Origin of the sequence: Burkholderia lata, from assembly GCF_000012945.1 — a bacterium.
GTDB classification, from domain to species: Bacteria; Pseudomonadota; Gammaproteobacteria; order Burkholderiales; family Burkholderiaceae; genus Burkholderia; species Burkholderia lata.
On the sequence record NC_007511.1, the window covers coordinates 2,754,838 to 2,771,032 of the forward strand.

Annotated in this window: 14 protein-coding genes; 6 read left to right on the forward strand and 8 right to left on the reverse strand. The window is 66.8% G+C overall.

Going from position 1 to position 16,195, the window contains the following annotated elements:
• The first annotated feature begins 254 nt into the window (after nucleotides 1–254).
• Together BCEP18194_RS34835 and BCEP18194_RS34840 are read left to right on the forward strand one after the other, a co-directional pair.
• The gene (locus BCEP18194_RS34835; RefSeq protein WP_011356012.1) at nucleotides 255–1,403 is read left to right on the forward strand and encodes a DUF1176 domain-containing protein; all 1,149 of its coding nucleotides are present in this window, start codon (nucleotides 255–257) and stop codon (nucleotides 1,401–1,403) included.
• A gap of 62 nt (nucleotides 1,404–1,465) precedes the next feature.
• Nucleotides 1,466–2,770 carry an XAC2610-related protein gene (locus BCEP18194_RS34840; protein WP_011356013.1) on the forward strand — a complete coding sequence of 435 codons (1,305 nt, stop codon included), beginning with the start codon at nucleotides 1,466–1,468 and terminating at the stop codon, nucleotides 2,768–2,770.
• Nucleotides 2,771–2,806: 36 nt separating this feature from the next.
• Here the strand turns inward: BCEP18194_RS34840 and BCEP18194_RS34845 are convergent, their stop codons facing one another.
• A complete protein-coding gene (locus tag BCEP18194_RS34845) occupies nucleotides 2,807–3,475 on the reverse strand; it encodes an O-methyltransferase (protein WP_011356014.1) in 669 nt (222 codons plus the stop codon).
• A gap of 132 nt (nucleotides 3,476–3,607) precedes the next feature.
• Here BCEP18194_RS34845 and BCEP18194_RS34850 point away from each other — a divergent pair, with 132 nt between their 5' ends.
• Together BCEP18194_RS34850 and BCEP18194_RS34855 are read left to right on the forward strand one after the other, a co-directional pair.
• Nucleotides 3,608–4,903 (forward strand): O-acetylhomoserine aminocarboxypropyltransferase/cysteine synthase family protein, encoded by a 1,296-nt coding sequence (locus BCEP18194_RS34850; protein WP_011356015.1) that lies wholly within the window; start codon nucleotides 3,608–3,610, stop codon nucleotides 4,901–4,903.
• 186 nt (nucleotides 4,904–5,089) lie between these two features.
• Complete coding sequence (locus BCEP18194_RS34855) at nucleotides 5,090–5,815, forward strand: ZIP family metal transporter (RefSeq protein WP_011356016.1); 726 nt, start codon at nucleotides 5,090–5,092, stop codon at nucleotides 5,813–5,815.
• A gap of 22 nt (nucleotides 5,816–5,837) precedes the next feature.
• Here the strand turns inward: BCEP18194_RS34855 and BCEP18194_RS34860 are convergent, their stop codons facing one another.
• Both BCEP18194_RS34860 and BCEP18194_RS34865 read right to left on the reverse strand, forming a co-directional pair.
• Complete coding sequence (locus tag BCEP18194_RS34860; RefSeq protein WP_011356017.1) at nucleotides 5,838–6,341, reverse strand: hypothetical protein; 504 nt, start codon at nucleotides 6,339–6,341, stop codon at nucleotides 5,838–5,840.
• 65 nt (nucleotides 6,342–6,406) lie between these two features.
• Entirely contained in the window at nucleotides 6,407–6,682 is a 276-nt protein-coding gene (locus BCEP18194_RS34865) for a DUF4148 domain-containing protein (protein WP_011356018.1), read from the reverse strand.
• A gap of 317 nt (nucleotides 6,683–6,999) precedes the next feature.
• On the opposite strand from BCEP18194_RS34865, the gene BCEP18194_RS34870 reads away from it, so the two are divergent.
• Nucleotides 7,000–8,160 (forward strand): porin, encoded by a 1,161-nt coding sequence (locus tag BCEP18194_RS34870; protein WP_011356019.1) that lies wholly within the window; start codon nucleotides 7,000–7,002, stop codon nucleotides 8,158–8,160.
• Nucleotides 8,161–8,360: 200 nt separating this feature from the next.
• Here the strand turns inward: BCEP18194_RS34870 and BCEP18194_RS34875 are convergent, their stop codons facing one another.
• On the reverse strand, nucleotides 8,361–8,765 hold the full coding sequence (locus tag BCEP18194_RS34875; RefSeq protein WP_244273009.1) for a hypothetical protein: 405 nt from the start codon (nucleotides 8,763–8,765) through the stop codon (nucleotides 8,361–8,363).
• Between the two features lie 141 nt (nucleotides 8,766–8,906).
• On the opposite strand from BCEP18194_RS34875, the gene BCEP18194_RS34880 reads away from it, so the two are divergent.
• On the forward strand, nucleotides 8,907–9,194 hold the full coding sequence (locus BCEP18194_RS34880) for a DUF4148 domain-containing protein (protein WP_011356021.1): 288 nt from the start codon (nucleotides 8,907–8,909) through the stop codon (nucleotides 9,192–9,194).
• 79 nt (nucleotides 9,195–9,273) lie between these two features.
• Here BCEP18194_RS34880 and BCEP18194_RS34885 read toward each other — a convergent pair whose 3' ends face one another.
• From BCEP18194_RS34885 to BCEP18194_RS34900, 4 genes are all read right to left on the reverse strand, one after another.
• Complete coding sequence (locus tag BCEP18194_RS34885; RefSeq protein ID WP_011356022.1) at nucleotides 9,274–10,698, reverse strand: heavy metal sensor histidine kinase; 1,425 nt, start codon at nucleotides 10,696–10,698, stop codon at nucleotides 9,274–9,276.
• Nucleotides 10,695–11,378: a heavy metal response regulator transcription factor IrlR gene (gene irlR, locus BCEP18194_RS34890; protein WP_011356023.1), complete on the reverse strand. Its 684-nt coding sequence runs from the start codon at nucleotides 11,376–11,378 to the stop codon at nucleotides 10,695–10,697. Before irlR ends, BCEP18194_RS34885 begins: the two co-directional genes overlap by 4 nt.
• Entirely contained in the window at nucleotides 11,378–14,590 is a 3,213-nt protein-coding gene (locus BCEP18194_RS34895; RefSeq protein ID WP_011356024.1) for an efflux RND transporter permease subunit, read from the reverse strand. The genes irlR and BCEP18194_RS34895 overlap by 1 nt, the downstream gene beginning before the upstream one ends.
• A gap of 125 nt (nucleotides 14,591–14,715) precedes the next feature.
• Nucleotides 14,716–16,182, reverse strand: coding sequence for an efflux RND transporter periplasmic adaptor subunit (locus BCEP18194_RS34900; RefSeq protein WP_011356025.1), 1,467 nt, complete (start codon nucleotides 16,180–16,182; stop codon nucleotides 14,716–14,718).
• Nucleotides 16,183–16,195: the final 13 nt, after the last annotated feature.

The following is a 16,195-nucleotide window of genomic DNA, read 5'->3' on the forward strand; positions in this document are numbered from 1 at the left end:
GCGAACGGCGCGATGCCTTTGGACATCGCGCCGTTTTCGCATCCGCACTTGTCCGATCAATCCAGGCCAGCAATGGACGTGCCCGCACACTACGCGTCGCCGTCACGATCTCGGCCCATTGCGGCGGTATACTCGATGCCGTTCGGTAAAGCGCGCCGCCGCATGCGCCGCAGCCCTCGACCTGCCCCGCTTGCTGACGATGCGCTTGCAGTCCGACGCTTCCGCCCGCCCATCCACAGTCGATACGAACCGTCATGTCGCACCGCCTTTCGCTCGCCATCGCCGCCCTCCTCGCCGTTTCCCCGATCGTTGCCCAGGCTCGCCCGCTCGCGCGGCCGCCGGTCGAGCGCGATTTCAAGAACTGGTCGGTCGTCTGCGACAACGGCAACCGTTGCATTGCCGAAAGCCACGCCGACGATATCGACGACGCACGCACCAGCCTCATCCTGCGCGTGACGCGCGATGCCGGCCCCGATGCGCAAGCCTCGCTCGACATTTACGCCTCGGCGCCGCTGGACCTGCGCACCGCACGCGTGGATGGCCGCCCGTTCGATGCAATGGCGGCCCAATGGCATGCGTTCGGCGGCAAACCGGATGACGACGAAGCGCACCCGTTCAGGATCCGGACCAACGATCCGGCAACGGTTGCCGCATGGCTCACCGCATCGCGCAATGCGCAACTGCTGAGCTTCGGCGATCCGGCGTCGGCCCAAACCGCCCGCACGCCGTTGACGGGATTGAATGCCGCGCTGCTGCTGATCGACGACACGCAGGGCCGTGTCGGTACCGTCACGGCCCTGCTGCGCCCGGGCACCCGGCCCGCGTCGTCGGTGCCGGCCGCGCCGGCATTGCCGCCCGCCGTCACGCCGGCACCGGCCGTCGCGAACCTGTCAGCCGCCGAGCAGCGCCCGCTCGTCGATGCAGTGCTCGCGAAGTTCGGCGGCGACGTGAAGCAATGTGCGGCCGATGTCGAAGACGAAATGCCGGCGAGCGATCGCAGGAAGGCGTCGACTGCCGTCGCGATCTCCGCCGACGAAGCGCTGGTCGCAATACCGTGCCAGACCAGCAGCATGTATAACCACACCGACCTGTGGTATCGCGTGCGACGAACTGCGCCCTACTCGCCGACGGCGATGAATTTCGGCGAGAACGCGAACGCGGGGCTCGATTCGGCATCGTTCGCGAACGAACTGACCGAGGCCGGCTACGATTCCGCCAGCGCGACGCTGTCGAGCAAGGTCCGGCTGCGCAGTGCCGGCGATTGCGGCTCGACCGCATCGTGGATCTTCGACGGCCGGCGCTTCATGCTCGGCGATATCGCCACGCACGGCACGTGCAACGGCCTGTTCGACGATCAGTGGCCACGCCTGTATCGACGGGCCGATGCGGCAGGAAACCGCTGACGCGCGCATCGCACCGAAACACGCCGGCATGGATAACCCATAACAAACCGAGGGGCCGAACCATGCATCACCCGTTCATCGCCGCGTCGCGCCACGCGAGCGCGACGCGGCGCACGCGCGGCTGGCGCAGCGCGCTTGCGTTCGCGCTGATTGCCGTCACCGCACTCACCACGTTCGCCTTCTCGCCGGCACACGCGGCAAGCACCGACGATACGGTCGAAATCCCGTTCTGGTCGCGTAACTGGACCGGCACGATCGGCAACCGGCATGTCGAAGTCTCGCTGTCGCGCGTCGCCGACGCGGTTTCGGGCTGGTACTGCTACGCGCCCTGCACGTCCGACAAACGCTATCGGCTCGCATTGAAGGGAACGCTCGACGCGCACGGTGCGACGCTGTCGGAACGCGACAGCGGAGCGAAAGCCGACGCGGATCGCGTAACGGGCACGTGGCGCGTCCCGTCCCTCGACAACGCCGTGACCGGCACGTGGGCATCGCCGGACGGCAAGCGCACACTGCCCGTCTCGCTCGCACTGAAACCAGACGGCAGGCCGTTCCCTTACGAAATCCGCCTCGTCGCGGACAAGCTGCCGGACGACGGCGGTTCGTGCAACGACCCGCCACACGTCTCCGCGATCCGCCTGTACGATCGCGGCCGCCTGGTGCAGACCCTGCAGACCGATTCGCAAGGCACCTGCGGCCTGTCCACGCCCGAATTCGCCGACGTGAACTTCGACGGCTGGCCCGACCTGATGCTTGCCCAAGGAATGGGGGCGAGCCCGAATATTCCCTACCAAACGTGGATCTTCGCCCCGAAGACGCGGCGCTTCGTCGATGCGCCCCAGGGGCTGCAGGGCATCACGTCGCCGGATTTCGATCCTGTGCACCGGATCATCTGGACGAGCTGGCGCGCAAGCTGCTGCGAGCACGGCGTGACGACCTACCGCTGGCAAGGCAACGACGTGAAGGAGGTCGACACGGCCAGCAGCTACATGCTGCCCGTGCTCGACGGGAACACGCGTCGTTATTGCTACGTCGTACCCAGTTACGGCGACGGTTACATCGAGTTTCCGCAGCGCATCGAGCAGACCGACACCGAGTTGCGTTCGACGCTGGGCAACCCGAAAGAGTGCGAGGCGAACGATTCACCGTGGATGTCGCGCGTGTACATCGATATCTGGAAGCCGGGCGCACCCGGCCACGCGCCGACGCTTGTGCGCACCGAAAAGGTCACGTGGAAGCGCACGCAAACCCGCGCTGGCATGAAGTTCTGCCCCGATGTGCCGTTCTACGACAACGGCCGCATCCGCCGCATCGTGCTGCGCGACGATCCCGACCAGTGCGAAGAGAAGAATCCCGACAAGAACTAGCGTGCGATACGACCGCACGCGCGTACCGCCATCACGTCACGCGCCGACGATCGAGATCGAGAACCCGTCCCAGCCCTTCTGCCCGACCGTCTGCACGGCCGTGGTCGTGAGGTTCGGGGCGGCGACGAGCCGCGCGAACCCGTCGCGCACCCCGACCACGTCGGGCTCGCGATTGTCCGGATCGGCCACGCGCCCGCCGCGCACGACGTTGTCGACGACGATCACCGTGCCGGGCCGCGACAGCTTCAGCGCCGCATCGAGATAGACCGGGTTGTTGTCCTTGTCGGCATCGATGAAGATGAAATCGAACGGCGCTTCACCTGTGTCGATGAGCCGCGCGAGGCTGTCCTTCGCGCTGCCGACCACCACCGTCACGACTTCCGCGAACCCGGCACGCGCGATGTTCTGCGTCGCAACCTTCGCATGCGCGGGGTTCAGTTCGAGCGTCACGAGCGTGCCGCCCGGCGGCAACGCGCGCGCAAGCCAGATCGTGCTGTAGCCGCCGAGCGTGCCGACCTCGAGGATCCGGCGTGCGCCGCGGATCGTCGCGAGCAGTTGCAGCAGCTTGCCCTGGTTCGGCGCGACGTTGATCGCGGGCAGCCCTGCTGCGTCGCTGGCCGCCAGCGCGGCGTCGAGCACGTCGTCGGACGGCACGAGCGTCGCGGAGAAATACGCATCCACCTGGTTCCAATGATCCTGATTCATCGAGCACCCCTTGTTTGCGGAACAGGCATTTTATGCGTCGCACCGCCATAAGCAACAAACCATTCGTTCTAAGGGCAGTTGTGCGCGTGCTCCTATAATCGCTCGACCACCACAACAATAGACGGAGCACCCATGACCGATCAGGCCGCATCGAACTGGCGCCTCGAAACCATCGCCGTGCACGGCGGTTATCGTCCCGACCCGACCACGCGCGCGGTTGCCGTACCGATCTACCAGACCGTTGCGTACGCATTCGACGACACGCAGCACGGCGCCGACTTGTTCGACCTGAAGGTGCAGGGCAACATCTACACGCGGATCATGAACCCGACGACGGACGTGCTCGAGCAGCGGATCGCCGCGCTCGAGGGCGGCATCGGCGCGCTGGCGCTTGCATCGGGGCAATCGGCCGTCACGTACGCGATCCAGACGATCGCCGAAGCCGGCGACAACATCGTGTCCGCGAGTTCGCTGTACGGCGGCACCTACAACCTGTTCGCGCATACGCTGCCGCAATACGGGATCACGACGCGCTTCGCCGATCCGCGCGACCCCGCATCGTTTGAGCCGCTGATCGACGCGCGCACGAAGGCGATCTTCGCGGAATCGGTCGGCAACCCGCTCGGCAACGTCACCGACATCGCCGCGCTCGCGGAAGTCGCGCATCGCCACGGCATCCCGCTGATCGTCGACAACACGGTGCCGTCGCCGTACCTGCTGCGCCCGTTCGAGCACGGCGCGGATATCGTCGTGCATTCGCTGACGAAGTATCTCGGCGGGCACGGCACGAGCCTCGGCGGTGCGATCGTCGATTCGGGCAAGTTCCCGTGGGCCGAGCATGCGGACCGCTTCAAGCGGCTGAACGAGCCCGACGTCAGCTATCACGGCGTCGTCTACACGGAAGCGTTCGGGCCGGCCGCCTATATCGGTCGCGCACGCGTGGTGCCGCTGCGCAACATGGGTGCGGCCATCTCGCCGTTCAATGCCTTCCAGATCCTGCAGGGGATCGAAACGCTGGCGCTGCGCGTCGAGCGGATCAGCGACAACGCGCTGAAGATCGCGCAGCATCTCGCGCGTCACGAAAACGTCGAATGGGTGAACTACGCGGGCCTGCCCGACCACCCCGACCATCCGCTCGTCGCGCGCTACCTGTCGGGCCGCGCGCCGGGCATCCTGACGTTCGGCGTGAAGGGCGGACGTGACGGCGGTGCGAAGTTCCAGGACGCGCTGAAGCTGTTCACGCGGCTCGTCAACATCGGCGACACGAAATCGCTCGCGACGCACCCGGCATCGACGACGCACCGTCAACTGTCGCCGGCCGAACTCGCGAAAGCCGGCGTGAAGGAAGAAACGGTGCGGCTGTCGATCGGCATCGAGCATATCGACGACCTCCTCGCCGATCTCGACCAGGCGCTCGCGCAGCTGTAACAGAAACGGGCGTGCCGGCTTGCCGGTGCGCCCCGTATCGAATGTGTTGACCTTGAAGCGGCTTCAAGGTGTTCAATCCCCGGTTGAAGCCGGGGCAACGCCCGGCGTGTACGAACCAACCGTACCCTGCAGCCGGGCAGCCAGACGCCGAGCCCGCTGCGGTACGCCAACCGTCCGAGAGGCCTCATGACACCGACCGCGAAGCTTGCGCTGCTCACGTTACCGCCGTTGCTGGCGGCCTGTTTCGGCGCCGTCGCGGCCGCCTGGCGCGCGCCCGGCCCAAAAACTTCCAGCGTCATCCAGCATTTCACCGGCGGCATCGTGTTCGCGGCCGCCGCGCTCGAACTGCTGCCGCAGGACCGTGCACATGCGCTGTTTCCGGTCGTCGTCGGCTTCGTGCTCGGTATCGCGCTGATGCTTGCGATCCGTGCATTGTCGGGTGCGATCGAGACGCGCTTCGAGGAAGCGCGGCTGCCCGTGAGCCTCATCATCGTCACCGCGATCGATCTCGTCATCGACGGCCTCGTGCTCGGCATCGCGTTCTCCGCGAGCGACGAAAGCGGCATCATCCTGACCGTCGCGCTGACGCTCGAGGTGCTGTTCCTCGCGCTGTCGGTAAGCGCGGCGCTCGCGGCCGCCGGGATCGGCCGCCTGCTGTCGATCGTCGTACCGGTCGGGCTCGCGGCGCTGCTGAGCATCGCGGCCGTGGCCGGCAACGCGGCGTTCGCCGGACTTCCGTCCAATATCTACGCGGCGTTGCTCGGGCTGGGCACCGTTGCGCTGCTGTACCTCGTCACCGAAGAACTGCTGGTCGAAGCGCACGAGGTACCTGAAACGCCATACGCGACGGCCGCGTTCTTCATCGGCTTCATCGTGTTCTTCCTGATCGAAGGATCGGTGAAGGCCGGATAAGCCGGGCGCAGCGGCGCACCGGCTACCACGTCGTCGCGCCCGTCGGATACGTCTCGACGATGCGCGTGCCGTTGACGGGCGTCACGCCTTCGTTGCGCAGCGCGGCCCAGAGGTCGATCGCATGTTCGCGCGACTTGCGGCTGCCGTCATCGGCCAGCACGTTCAGCGCGATCACTTCGTCGCCTGTGGTCAGTTGCAGTTGCTCCTTCAGCTTGCGTGACTGATGCGACGCGGTGCGGACATCGCCCAGCAGGATCCGCTTCTCCGCGGCATTCGATCCGTCGCCTGCATCGGCCGGCACGAACGTCAGCCGGCCGTTGTCGACCTCGCACTGCCCGCGCGTGAACGTCGCGCTCCACGCACCGGCCGGCACGGCCGCGAACTCGCAGCGCATCCGCTCGTTCGCGCGCCGGCCGACGTCATGCGCCGACGCGTGCGACAGCGCACGCTCCGGCCAGCCAGCCGCCATCGCGGCCATCGACATCAGGCACGCCGCGAGCACGATTCCTTTCGCGAAATTGCGCATGACCCTCTCCTCTTCATGTGGGATGCGGCCGGCGGGCACCACGCCGGGCGGCCGCGAATGAACGATCAACGAACCGCAAGACGGTTGTCGTGCGCATCGACCAGCGGCGCCGTCTCGCCGCGATGCACCGTCGCGCGATGGATTTCCTGGTTGCGCGCGATGGTGGCCGGGCTCGCCGGGTAGTCGTGATTCGGGCTCGGGATCACGCCGTCGTGGCGCGCACGCACCAGTTCCTGACGGACTTCCTGCCGGGTCTTCTGCTGCGCGGCCACGGCCTGCGTAAAGGCCGCCATCGACAGTGCGGCAGCGGCGATGACGATCATCGGTCGCGGAATATTCATGTTGTTCGCTCCTTGCGTGGAAATCCGTTACAGGAGCGTTCACTTTGATCCGGCAGCGGTGCGGAATCGTGATCGCAGCATGACCGTTTCGTCACCGCCGCGACATGCCCTGCATCGCACTGCGAATGAAAATTCGTCATGCGTTTCCGCACTGATGACGCGGCGATGACATTTTTCTCATTTGTCCCTCACCTTCACGATCCGAACGCTTTCCAGAATCGGCAGCGCCATTGCGATATTCCGCGCCCGCCGGCACGACACGCGGCGCCGAATCGACCGATGCACGAAACGATCATCTTGAAATTCAGGGGCTCACCATGAAAACTCCAGTTCGGCTCGCCATGATGTCGGGTGCGCTACTCGCAACCGCTCACGCGGCACACGCGTCGGAAGTCACGCTATACGGCTTGTTCGATACGTCGCTGACGTACGTATGGAACGCCAACGCGGACGGCAAGAATCTCGTCGGCCTCGGCAACGGCAACCTGCTCGGCAACCGCTTCGGCGTGAAGGGCGCGGAAGATCTGGGCGGCGGACTGAAGGCGATCTTCACGCTGGAAAACGGCTTCAATCCGAACACCGGGGCGCTCGGGCAAGGCAACCGGATGTTCGGCCGGCAGGCATTCGTCGGCCTCGAAAGCGCGCGCTGGGGCTCGCTGACGCTCGGCCGCCAGTACGACCCGCTCGCCGATCTCATCTGGCCGGTCACCGGCGACTTCTACTTCGGCAGCGTCTACGCGACACCCGGCGACGTCGACAACTACGACACGTCGTCACGCACCGACAACGCGGTGAAATACACGTCACCGCTGATCAACGGATTCCAGTTCGTCGGCATGTACGCGCTCGGCGGCGTAGCGGGCAAGAGCGGCGCCGGGCAAACCTGGTCGGCCGGCCTGTCGTACAGCAACGGCCCGGTCGACGTGGCGGGCGGCTACTACTACGCGGCCAATCGCTCGTCGCTCGCCAATGGCATCCGGACTGGCTGGAACGGTACCTCCGACGGCACGTTCGACGGATCGCTGGTCAACGGCGGCTACATCTCCGCGAAATCGATGGGCATCGCGCGCGGCGCATTGCGCTACAACTTCGCGCCGTTCGCGGTCGGCATCGACTACAGCAACGCGCTGTACAAGGCCGATGCGATGTCCGCGTTTCACAGCACGCAGAAGTACGACACCGCTCGCGGTTTCTTCAATTTCCAGGCGACGCCCAGTCTGCTCGTCGGTGTCGGCTACAGCTACACGCGCGCCCGCGGCGATACGAGCGCGACCTACCATCAGGTGTCCGCCGGCGCCGATTACGTGCTGTCGAAGCGCACCGATCTCTATGCAGTCGGTGCATGGCAACGCGCGAACGGCGAACAGCGCACGCTCGACGGCGGCACGCAAACGGCGCAGGCGTCGATCGGCTCGTATGGCTACGGCGGAACGCGCACGCAGGGCATCGTCAATCTCGGGTTGCGCCACCGGTTCTGATCGCGGCAGCATGACGCACGCCGCGTGACGAAAATTTCATGTTCCGATCAGGTTCGCGAAGCATCGTATCGCTACGATCGGAAACGTGACGGGCAGCGCCCGTTCCAGACCACGCAAGCGGGTCGTTGCCGCACGGCACGTCACGCGTTAGGCCCGGACACGTCGAGTGCCGGGCCTTTTTTTGGTCGCGCTCTTGACGATCAGCGTGTTGAATTGCGTTGCGGGAACAGGCACGTATGCGTTTTCACATACAGGTTCGGATTGCCGCAACGATGGCCGGCGTAGTCGATCTGCTCGCCGGGCATGAGATCGGCCGGCGCCGGTTTTTTCGCAGTGGCGGGCTTGGTCTGCGCAGTGGGCGTGGTGCCGGAACGTGTCGATGCGCAGCCCGCGAACAACGGGACGATCAGGACTGCGATCAAGGATAGGCGAATGGCGGGACGATGCACTTTTCGGTCCGGAAGGGAAGTCTGAACAAGGCCGAACGCTTTCCATACAGCTATCGCGAACAGCATGAATGCCGCCGGCCACATCGACCATCGGCAGACTTCATGTTCCGCTTCCCGCTCATCGCGCCCATGACCCGAACATGACGATTGCGTCATGTCGGTCGCGTCCGAGCGGCGCATCTCCTCATCACGCAATCTGACGCATTTTTCATCTCGCGATCACGATCACGCACGGCTGCTTTCGCATACTGGGTCCATGGTTCGCCACCCGGCGGCCCTGATCAAGGAGAGCACTCGATGAAAACGGCAAAACTCGCAGCACTGTTCGTCACCGCCACGCTGTCGCTCGGCATGGCCACGCAGGCCGCATTTGCGCAGACGCAAACGCAGGGCAAGTCCCGCACGCAGGTCGTCAATGAACTGAAGCAGGCGCAGCACGACGGCGTCGTGCCGGTGAGCAAGACGCAGTACCCGCCGACCGGCGAGCTCGTCACGCGCAACAAGGAGCTTCACGGGATTTCGGTGCATGGCGGCGAGAAGAAGCCGCAGACCGACAATCACGACAACCTGACCGCGCAGAAATGACGCTCGGTCATACCACCGCTGGCAGCGCGCCGCGCGCGGCCGCCTCATGGCGAACGCGCGGGCGTGCCCGCCGGCGGTGTCAGGTATGGATGGCCGCCGGCCGATTCAGCTCGGCCGGCCGTCGCGGAAAGCGCAGCCAGAACGTCGTGCGCCGGCCCGGGTCGCTGTCGACGCCACATTCGCCGCCGTGATTGTCCATGATCGACCGGACGATCGCGAGACCCAACCCGGTACCCTGCGCCGAGTTGTGCCGAGACGGATCGACGCGATAGAAGCGCTCGAAGATCCGCCCGACATGCTGGGCCTCGATGCCGGGCCCCGTATCCGACACGGCGATCGTCGTTCCTCCGCCCTGCTCCACGCAATCGATCGTCACGATGCTGCCGCGCGGCGCGTACGCCAGCGCATTCGACAGCAGATTGCTCAGCGCGCGCTGATACAGCGTCAGATCCGCATCGACCCACGCATGGCCGTCGACCTTCACCGTCACGCCGGCATCCTCCGCGAGCGGCTCGTAGTAGCCCGCGACGCGCCCCGCCTCCTCCGACGCATCCAGGCGCCGCACACTGATTGACGTGCCGGCCTGTTCCGAACGCGCGAGAAACAGCATGTCCTCGATCATCCGCGACAGCCGCTGGTATTCGTCGATGCTCGACTCGATCACGTTCCGGTATTCCTCCGCGCTGCGCGGCTGCGACAGCACGACCTGCGCGGCCGCCTGAAGGTTCGTGAGCGGCGTGCGCATGTCGTGCGCGAGGTTCGACGAGAACTGGCTCAGCCGCGTGAACGATTCGTTCAACCGCTCGAGCATGCCGTTGAACGCGTGCTCGAGCTCCTTCAGCTCACCGGCGGTATCCAGCTCGGGCAACGGATGGGCGAGCCGGCTCGTCGACATCTGTTCGGCACGCGCCGCGAAGCGCCGCAGCGGACTCAGCCCGAGCGCCGCAATGCCATACGCGATCGCGGCTGCGAGCACCACGCCGAACACCTCGATCACGACAATCGTGTAAGCGTGGGTGCGCAGCAGCAGCACGTCGGCGCTACGGTCGTACTGCACCACGACGCGCACCACGGGCGCGCCTGCGCCGGCAAGCGGCACGGTCGCCACGAGATACTGCTGCCGCGCGCCGGGCGGTGCGACACCGACCGGTACGCGCCCTGCATCCAGCGACATCAGCGGCGCGACCAGACGGAAGCCGGGTGTGCCGACCAGGCGCGTACCGGTGGCATCGAAGATCGCGAGATCCATGTTCGGATGGCCGTGCAACTGGTCGATCCAGATATCTGTGTTGCGCGCGACGTCGGCCGTCGAACGCGCTTCGGCCAGGTGCGCGCCCAACGCGGCGGAAATACCGGCCATCTGCTCGGTCGCCGTCGTTTCGACGCGATTGCTCAGCGCCTCGTAGAGCGCGACGCCGCTCGACGCGAGGATCACCGACGTCGACAGGATGATCAGCGCGGTCAGGCGTCCGCGCAGCGTGCGCGGCAGCAGGCGCGCGATCATGTCGTGCTGCTGCCGCGCGCCTCGAGCACGTAGCCCATCCCGCGCACGGTGTGGATCAGCTTCGGGTCGTATGCGTCGTCGATCTTCGAGCGCAGCCGCCGGATCGCCGAATCGACGACGTTCGTGTCGCTGTTGAAATTCATGTCCCAGACTTGCGACGCGATCGTCGCGCGCGGCAGGATCTCGCCCTCGCGGCGCATCAGCAGCCACAACAGCGCGAATTCCTTCGCGGTCAGCAGGATCGTGTCGCCCTGCCGGGTGGCCTTGCGGCGCGTCAGGTCGAGTTCGAGGTCGGCCACGCGCAGCGTGTTCGAATCGCGCGGCTGGCCGCGCCGCAGGATCGACTTGATGCGCGCGGTCAGCTCGACGAAGTCGAACGGCTTCGCGAGATAGTCGTCGGCGCCGAGCTCGAGCCCCTTCACACGATCGCCGACATCGTCGCGCGCAGTGAGGAACAGCACGGGCGTCGACTTGCTGCGTCGCAGGTTCTGCAGCAGCGTCCAGCCGTCCTGCCCGGGCAGCATCACGTCGAGCACGAGCAGGTCGTACTCCTCGGTCTCGGCCTGGTGCTGGCCCGTGATGCCGTCCTCGACCCAGTCGACGACATAGCCGGCCTCGGTGAGCCCCTTGCGCAGGTACGCGCCCGTCTTCGGTTCATCTTCGACAATCAGAATTCGCATCACGCATTACCCTTGAAGAAACCCAGCCGGCGCAGCACGCCCAGGCCGAAGCCGCCGCGCAACGCCGCGCGCCACGACACCGCATGGCTGACACGGTACAGCACGGGCAGTACCAGCAGCGTCAGCGCCGTGGACGACAGGATACCGCCGATCACGACCGTCGCAAGCGGGCGCTGCACCTCGGCGCCAGTGCCGGTCGCGAACGCCATCGGCAGGAAGCCCAGCGACGCGACGAGCGCGGTCATCAGCACCGGCCGCAGCCGCGTGAGCGCACCTTCGCGCACGGCGGCCTCGAGCGGCATCCCTTCGTCGCGCAAGTTGCGGATGAACGAGATCATCACGAGCCCGTTGAGCACGGCCACGCCCGACAACGCGATGAAGCCCACCGCCGCCGTGATCGACAGCGGAATCCCGCGCAGCCACAGCGACACCACGCCGCCGCTCAGCGCGAACGGAATGCCGGTGAACACGAGCAGCCCGTCCTTCACGTTGTTGAACATCACGAACAGCAGCACGAACACCATGAACAGCGCGAGCGGCACGACGAGCTTCAGGCGCTCGCTCGCGCTTTGCAGCTGCTCGAACTGCCCGCCCCACGACACCCAGTAGCCGGCCGGCACGCGCACGTCCTGCTGCAACAGCTCGCGCGCATCGGCGACGAACGAGCCGACGTCGCGGCCGCGCACGTTCGCGCTGACGACCACCCGCCGCTTGCCGTCCTCCCGGCTGATCTGGTTCGGGCCCGGCGCGACGTCGATCGTCGCGAGCTCCGCGAGCGGCACGTACGGCGCCGCCGCGAGCGGTGCGCTGGCGCCGGCCGCCGGTGCGGGCAGCGCGATCGGCAGCCGCTTGATCGCCTCGATGTCCGAGCGCAGCTCGTCGGGCAGCCGCACGACGATGTCGAAGCGGCGGTCACCCTGGAACAGCGTGCCGGCCTTCTGCCCGCCGACGGCCGCGGCCACCGAGTCCTGCAGGTCGGCGACGCTGACGCCATAGCGCGCGAGCTTGTCGCGATCGAGGTTGACAGTCAGCACCGGCAGGCCGGTGGTCTGCTCGACCTTCACTTCGGACGCGCCCGGCACCTTCTGCAGCGCGGCCGCGATCTGCTCGCCGGTCTGGTTCAGCACGGCCATGTCGTCGCCGAAGATCTTCACGGCGACGTCGCTGCGCACGCCCGAGATCAGTTCATTGAAACGCAGCTGGATCGGCTGCGAGAACTCGTAGGCATTGCCCGGAAGTTCGGCGAGCGCTTCCTCGATCTCGCGCACGAGCTGGTCGCGCGGCTTCTTCGGGTCGGGCCACTTGTCGGCAGGCTTCAGCATGATGTAGCCGTCCGACAGGTTCGGCGGCATCGGGTCGGCCGCGATCTCGGCCGTGCCGGTGCGCGCGAACACGCGCTCGATCTCGGGGAAGCGCGCCTTCAGCGTCTTCTCGATCGACTTCTGCATCTCGACCGACTGCGACAGGCTCGTGCCGGGAATCCGCAATGCGGCCACCGCGAGGTCGCCCTCGTTGAGGCTCGGGATGAACTCGCTGCCGAGCCGCGTGGCAAGCCCGAGCGTGGCCAGCACAATCACGCCCGCGCCGATCATCACACGCGCCGGGCGCGTCATGAACGCGGCGAGCGCCGGTTCGTACGCGCGCCGCGCCCAGCCCATCAGCCGGTTCTCCTTCTCCTCGACACGCTCGCCGATGAACAGCGCGACGGCCGCCGGAATGAACGTGACGGTCAGCACCATCGCGGCCGCGAGCGCCATCACGACGGTAATGGCCATCGGGTGGAACATCTTGCCCTCGACGCCCGTCAGCGCAAAGATCGGCAGGTACACGACCATGATGATCAGTTGCCCGAAGATCAGCGCGCGGCGCGCTTCCTGCGACGCGCCGAACACCTCCGCGAAACGCTCGTCACGCGTCAGCGGCCGGCCGGCAGCCGTCTGCGCATGCGCGAGCCGCCTCACGCAGTTCTCGACGATCACCACCGCGCCGTCGACGATGATCCCGAAGTCGAGCGCGCCGAGGCTCATCAGGTTCGCGCTCACCTTCGCGTTCACCATCCCGGTGAAGGTCATCAGCATCGACAGCGGGATCACGAGCGCGGTGATCAGCGCCGCGCGCATGTTGCCGAGGAACAGGAACAGCACGGCAATCACGAGGATCGCGCCTTCGAGCAGGTTCTTCTTCACCGTCGCGACGGCCTTCTCGACGAGCACCGTGCGGTCGTACACCGGAATCGCCTTCACGCCCGACGGCAGCGTGCGGTTCACGTCCTCCATCTTCGCGGCGACGGCCTTCGCGACCGTGCGGCTGTTCTCGCCCATCAGCATGAAGACCGTGCCGAGCACGACCTCCTCGCCGTCCGAGGTCGCCGCGCCGGTGCGCAGCTCGCGGCCGATGTCGACCAGCCCGACGTCCTTCATCCGTACCGGCACGCCGCCGACGTTGGTCAGCACGATGTTGGCGATATCGTCGACGGTGCGTGCCTGGCCCGGCACGCGCACGAGATACTGCTCGCCGCGCTTCTCGATGTAGCCGGCGCCGACGTTGTCGTTGTTGCGCTCCAGTGCGCGCACGACGTCGGCGAGCGTCAGCCCGTACGACATCAGCTTTGCCGGATTCGGCGCGACGCGGTATTCCTTCACGTAGCCGCCGATCGAGTTCACCTCGGTCACGCCGCGCACGTTGCGAAGCTGCGGCCGGATGACCCAGTCCTGCAGTTCGCGCAGGTCGGCCGCGGTATAGCGCGTGCCGTCGGGCTTGCGCGCATTGGCGTCGGCTTCGACAGTCCACAGGTAGATCTCGCCGAGGCCCGTCGACGTCGGCCCCATCGCGGGCGCGATGCCGGCCGGCAGCTTGTCCTTCGCTTCCTGGATGCGCTCGTTGACGAGCTGTCGCGCGAAATAGATGTCGGTGCCGTCCTTGAAGATCACCGTGACCTGCGACAGCCCGTAGCGCGAGATCGAGCGCGTCTGCTCGAGGCCCGGCAGGCCGGCCATCACGGTCTCGACCGGATAGGTGATGCGCTGCTCGGCCTCCAGCGGCGAATAGCCGGGCGCGGATGTGTTGATCTGGACCTGCACGTTGGTGATGTCGGGCACCGCGTCGATCGGCAGCTTCTGGTAGCTGAACACGCCCAGCGCGGCCACGGCCGCGATCGCCAGCATCACGAGCCAGCGGTGCGCAATCGCAAAGCGGATCAGGCGCTCAAACATGACGGGATTCCTTGAAGCGGGGCACGGTCACCCTCGACGGACGGGCCGCCCGGCCGGTCACCCGGCGGGCCGGAAAGCGGGCCGCATATCGGGCCGCGAGTCGCGCAACGGCGCACACGTAACGCTCATTCATGCTCCGCGCCCCCCTTGCCGAGTTCGGCCTTCAGCACGAAGCTGTTCGATGCCGCGTATTCCTGGCCCGGCTTGAGGCCCTTCAACACTTCGGTCGCACGTTCGTCGCGCCGCCCGGTTTCGACCGCCTGGGCGACGAAGCCCTTCGACGAGCGCACGAAGACGGACGGCGCGCCGTCGACGTCCTGCAGCGCATCGCTCGCGACCGCGAGTGGCACGCCCTGCTTGCCCGCATCGACCGACACGTTCACGAACATGCCGGGCCGCCACACGCCGTCCGGGTTCGGCAGCACGACGCGCGCGGGCGCGGTGCGCGTCTGTTCGCCGAGCAGCGACCCCACGTACGCGATCGGGCCGCTCGAACGCGATTCAAACGCGGTCGCGATCACCGTCGCGTCGCGGCCGACCCGCACGTCATTCAGCCGCTGCGCCGGCACGGCCATCTCGGCCCATACCGTCGAGAGATCGGAAATCACGAACATGCTGGCATCGGCCGCGATCGCTTCGCCCGGCGTCGCGTGCTTCTCGACGATCGTGCCCGCGAACGGCGCGCGCAGTTCGTAGCGGTTCAGCGCACCCGCACCGACCGGCGCGTTCAGCGCGGCGAGCTTCTGCCGCGCGTTCTGCACGGCGATCTCGGCTTCACGCAACTGCACCTGCGCCTGCTGGTAGTCCTGCTCGGCCGAGATGCGCTCCTTCCACAGCGTGCGTTCGCGCTCGTAGGTCGCGCGTGCGCCCGACAGCCGGCGCTCGGCCGTCAGCAGCTCGCTGCGCCGGTCGGCAAGATCGGTGCTCGCGATCACGGCCAGCACCTGCCCCTTCGCGACGTTCTGCCCGAGCGACACCGACACCTGCTCGACGATGCCGGCCACGCGCGGCACCACGTGCGCGGTGCGGTCCTCGTTGAACTTGATCTCGCCCGGCAACTGGAACGGCGTCGCGATCTGCGCGGGGCCGGCCTTCGCGAGCGCGATCTTCGAGGTCGCGAGCTGCGCGTCGGTCAGTGCGATCGCGCCATCGGCGCGGGCGAACGGGAACGACGCGGCTTCATTGCCCGCCTTCACGTCGATCGTCGCATCGAACACGTGCGGCTTGCCGATCGACTGCGCGGACACGAACTTTTGGCCAGCAGCGTCGAAACGCAAAGGCTCGTGCGTGCGGTCGTAGCGAACCAGCGTGCCGGACACGGTGACGCCCTTGTCGGCCGGCTTGCCGTCGACGAACGGATAGACGATGAGGCGCGCGTCGCCGGGCTTCTCCGTCATCACGATTTCGACGGACAGCTTGCCGCGCTTGAGCACGACACCGCCGCGCTCGCCGGCGGCTTCGGCGGATGAAGCGGCAACGGCGGTGGCCACGCCGTTACCGCCGCTGTTGCGCGTGACGCCGAGTGCGCCGAGGACGATCCCGGCACTGCCGAGCACGACCGTCGCGATGATCAGGATTCTGCTGCGTGACATGGTGATCCTTCAG

Excerpts from the sequence above, each read along its gene's own strand:
- BCEP18194_RS34865 (WP_011356018.1), bottom strand. The coding sequence starts at position 6,682 with ATGAATATTCCGCGACCGATGATCGTCATCGCCGCTGCCGCACTGTCG.
- BCEP18194_RS34875 (WP_244273009.1), bottom strand. The coding sequence starts at position 8,765 with ATGACGCAATCGTCATGTTCGGGTCATGGGCGCGATGAGCGGGAAGCG.
- BCEP18194_RS34885 (WP_011356022.1), bottom strand. The coding sequence starts at position 10,698 with ATGATCGCGCGCCTGCTGCCGCGCACGCTGCGCGGACGCCTGACCGCG.
- BCEP18194_RS34850 (WP_011356015.1), top strand. The coding sequence starts at position 3,608 with ATGACCGATCAGGCCGCATCGAACTGGCGCCTCGAAACCATCGCCGTG.
- BCEP18194_RS34845 (WP_011356014.1), bottom strand. The coding sequence starts at position 3,475 with ATGAATCAGGATCATTGGAACCAGGTGGATGCGTATTTCTCCGCGACG.
- BCEP18194_RS34895 (WP_011356024.1), bottom strand. The coding sequence starts at position 14,590 with ATGTTTGAGCGCCTGATCCGCTTTGCGATTGCGCACCGCTGGCTCGTG.
- BCEP18194_RS34855 (WP_011356016.1), top strand. The coding sequence starts at position 5,090 with ATGACACCGACCGCGAAGCTTGCGCTGCTCACGTTACCGCCGTTGCTG.
- BCEP18194_RS34900 (WP_011356025.1), bottom strand. The coding sequence starts at position 16,182 with ATGTCACGCAGCAGAATCCTGATCATCGCGACGGTCGTGCTCGGCAGT.
- BCEP18194_RS34860 (WP_011356017.1), bottom strand. The coding sequence starts at position 6,341 with ATGCGCAATTTCGCGAAAGGAATCGTGCTCGCGGCGTGCCTGATGTCG.
- BCEP18194_RS34880 (WP_011356021.1), top strand. The coding sequence starts at position 8,907 with ATGAAAACGGCAAAACTCGCAGCACTGTTCGTCACCGCCACGCTGTCG.
- irlR (WP_011356023.1), bottom strand. The coding sequence starts at position 11,378 with ATGCGAATTCTGATTGTCGAAGATGAACCGAAGACGGGCGCGTACCTG.
- BCEP18194_RS34870 (WP_011356019.1), top strand. The coding sequence starts at position 7,000 with ATGAAAACTCCAGTTCGGCTCGCCATGATGTCGGGTGCGCTACTCGCA.
- BCEP18194_RS34835 (WP_011356012.1), top strand. The coding sequence starts at position 255 with ATGTCGCACCGCCTTTCGCTCGCCATCGCCGCCCTCCTCGCCGTTTCC.
- BCEP18194_RS34840 (WP_011356013.1), top strand. The coding sequence starts at position 1,466 with ATGCATCACCCGTTCATCGCCGCGTCGCGCCACGCGAGCGCGACGCGG.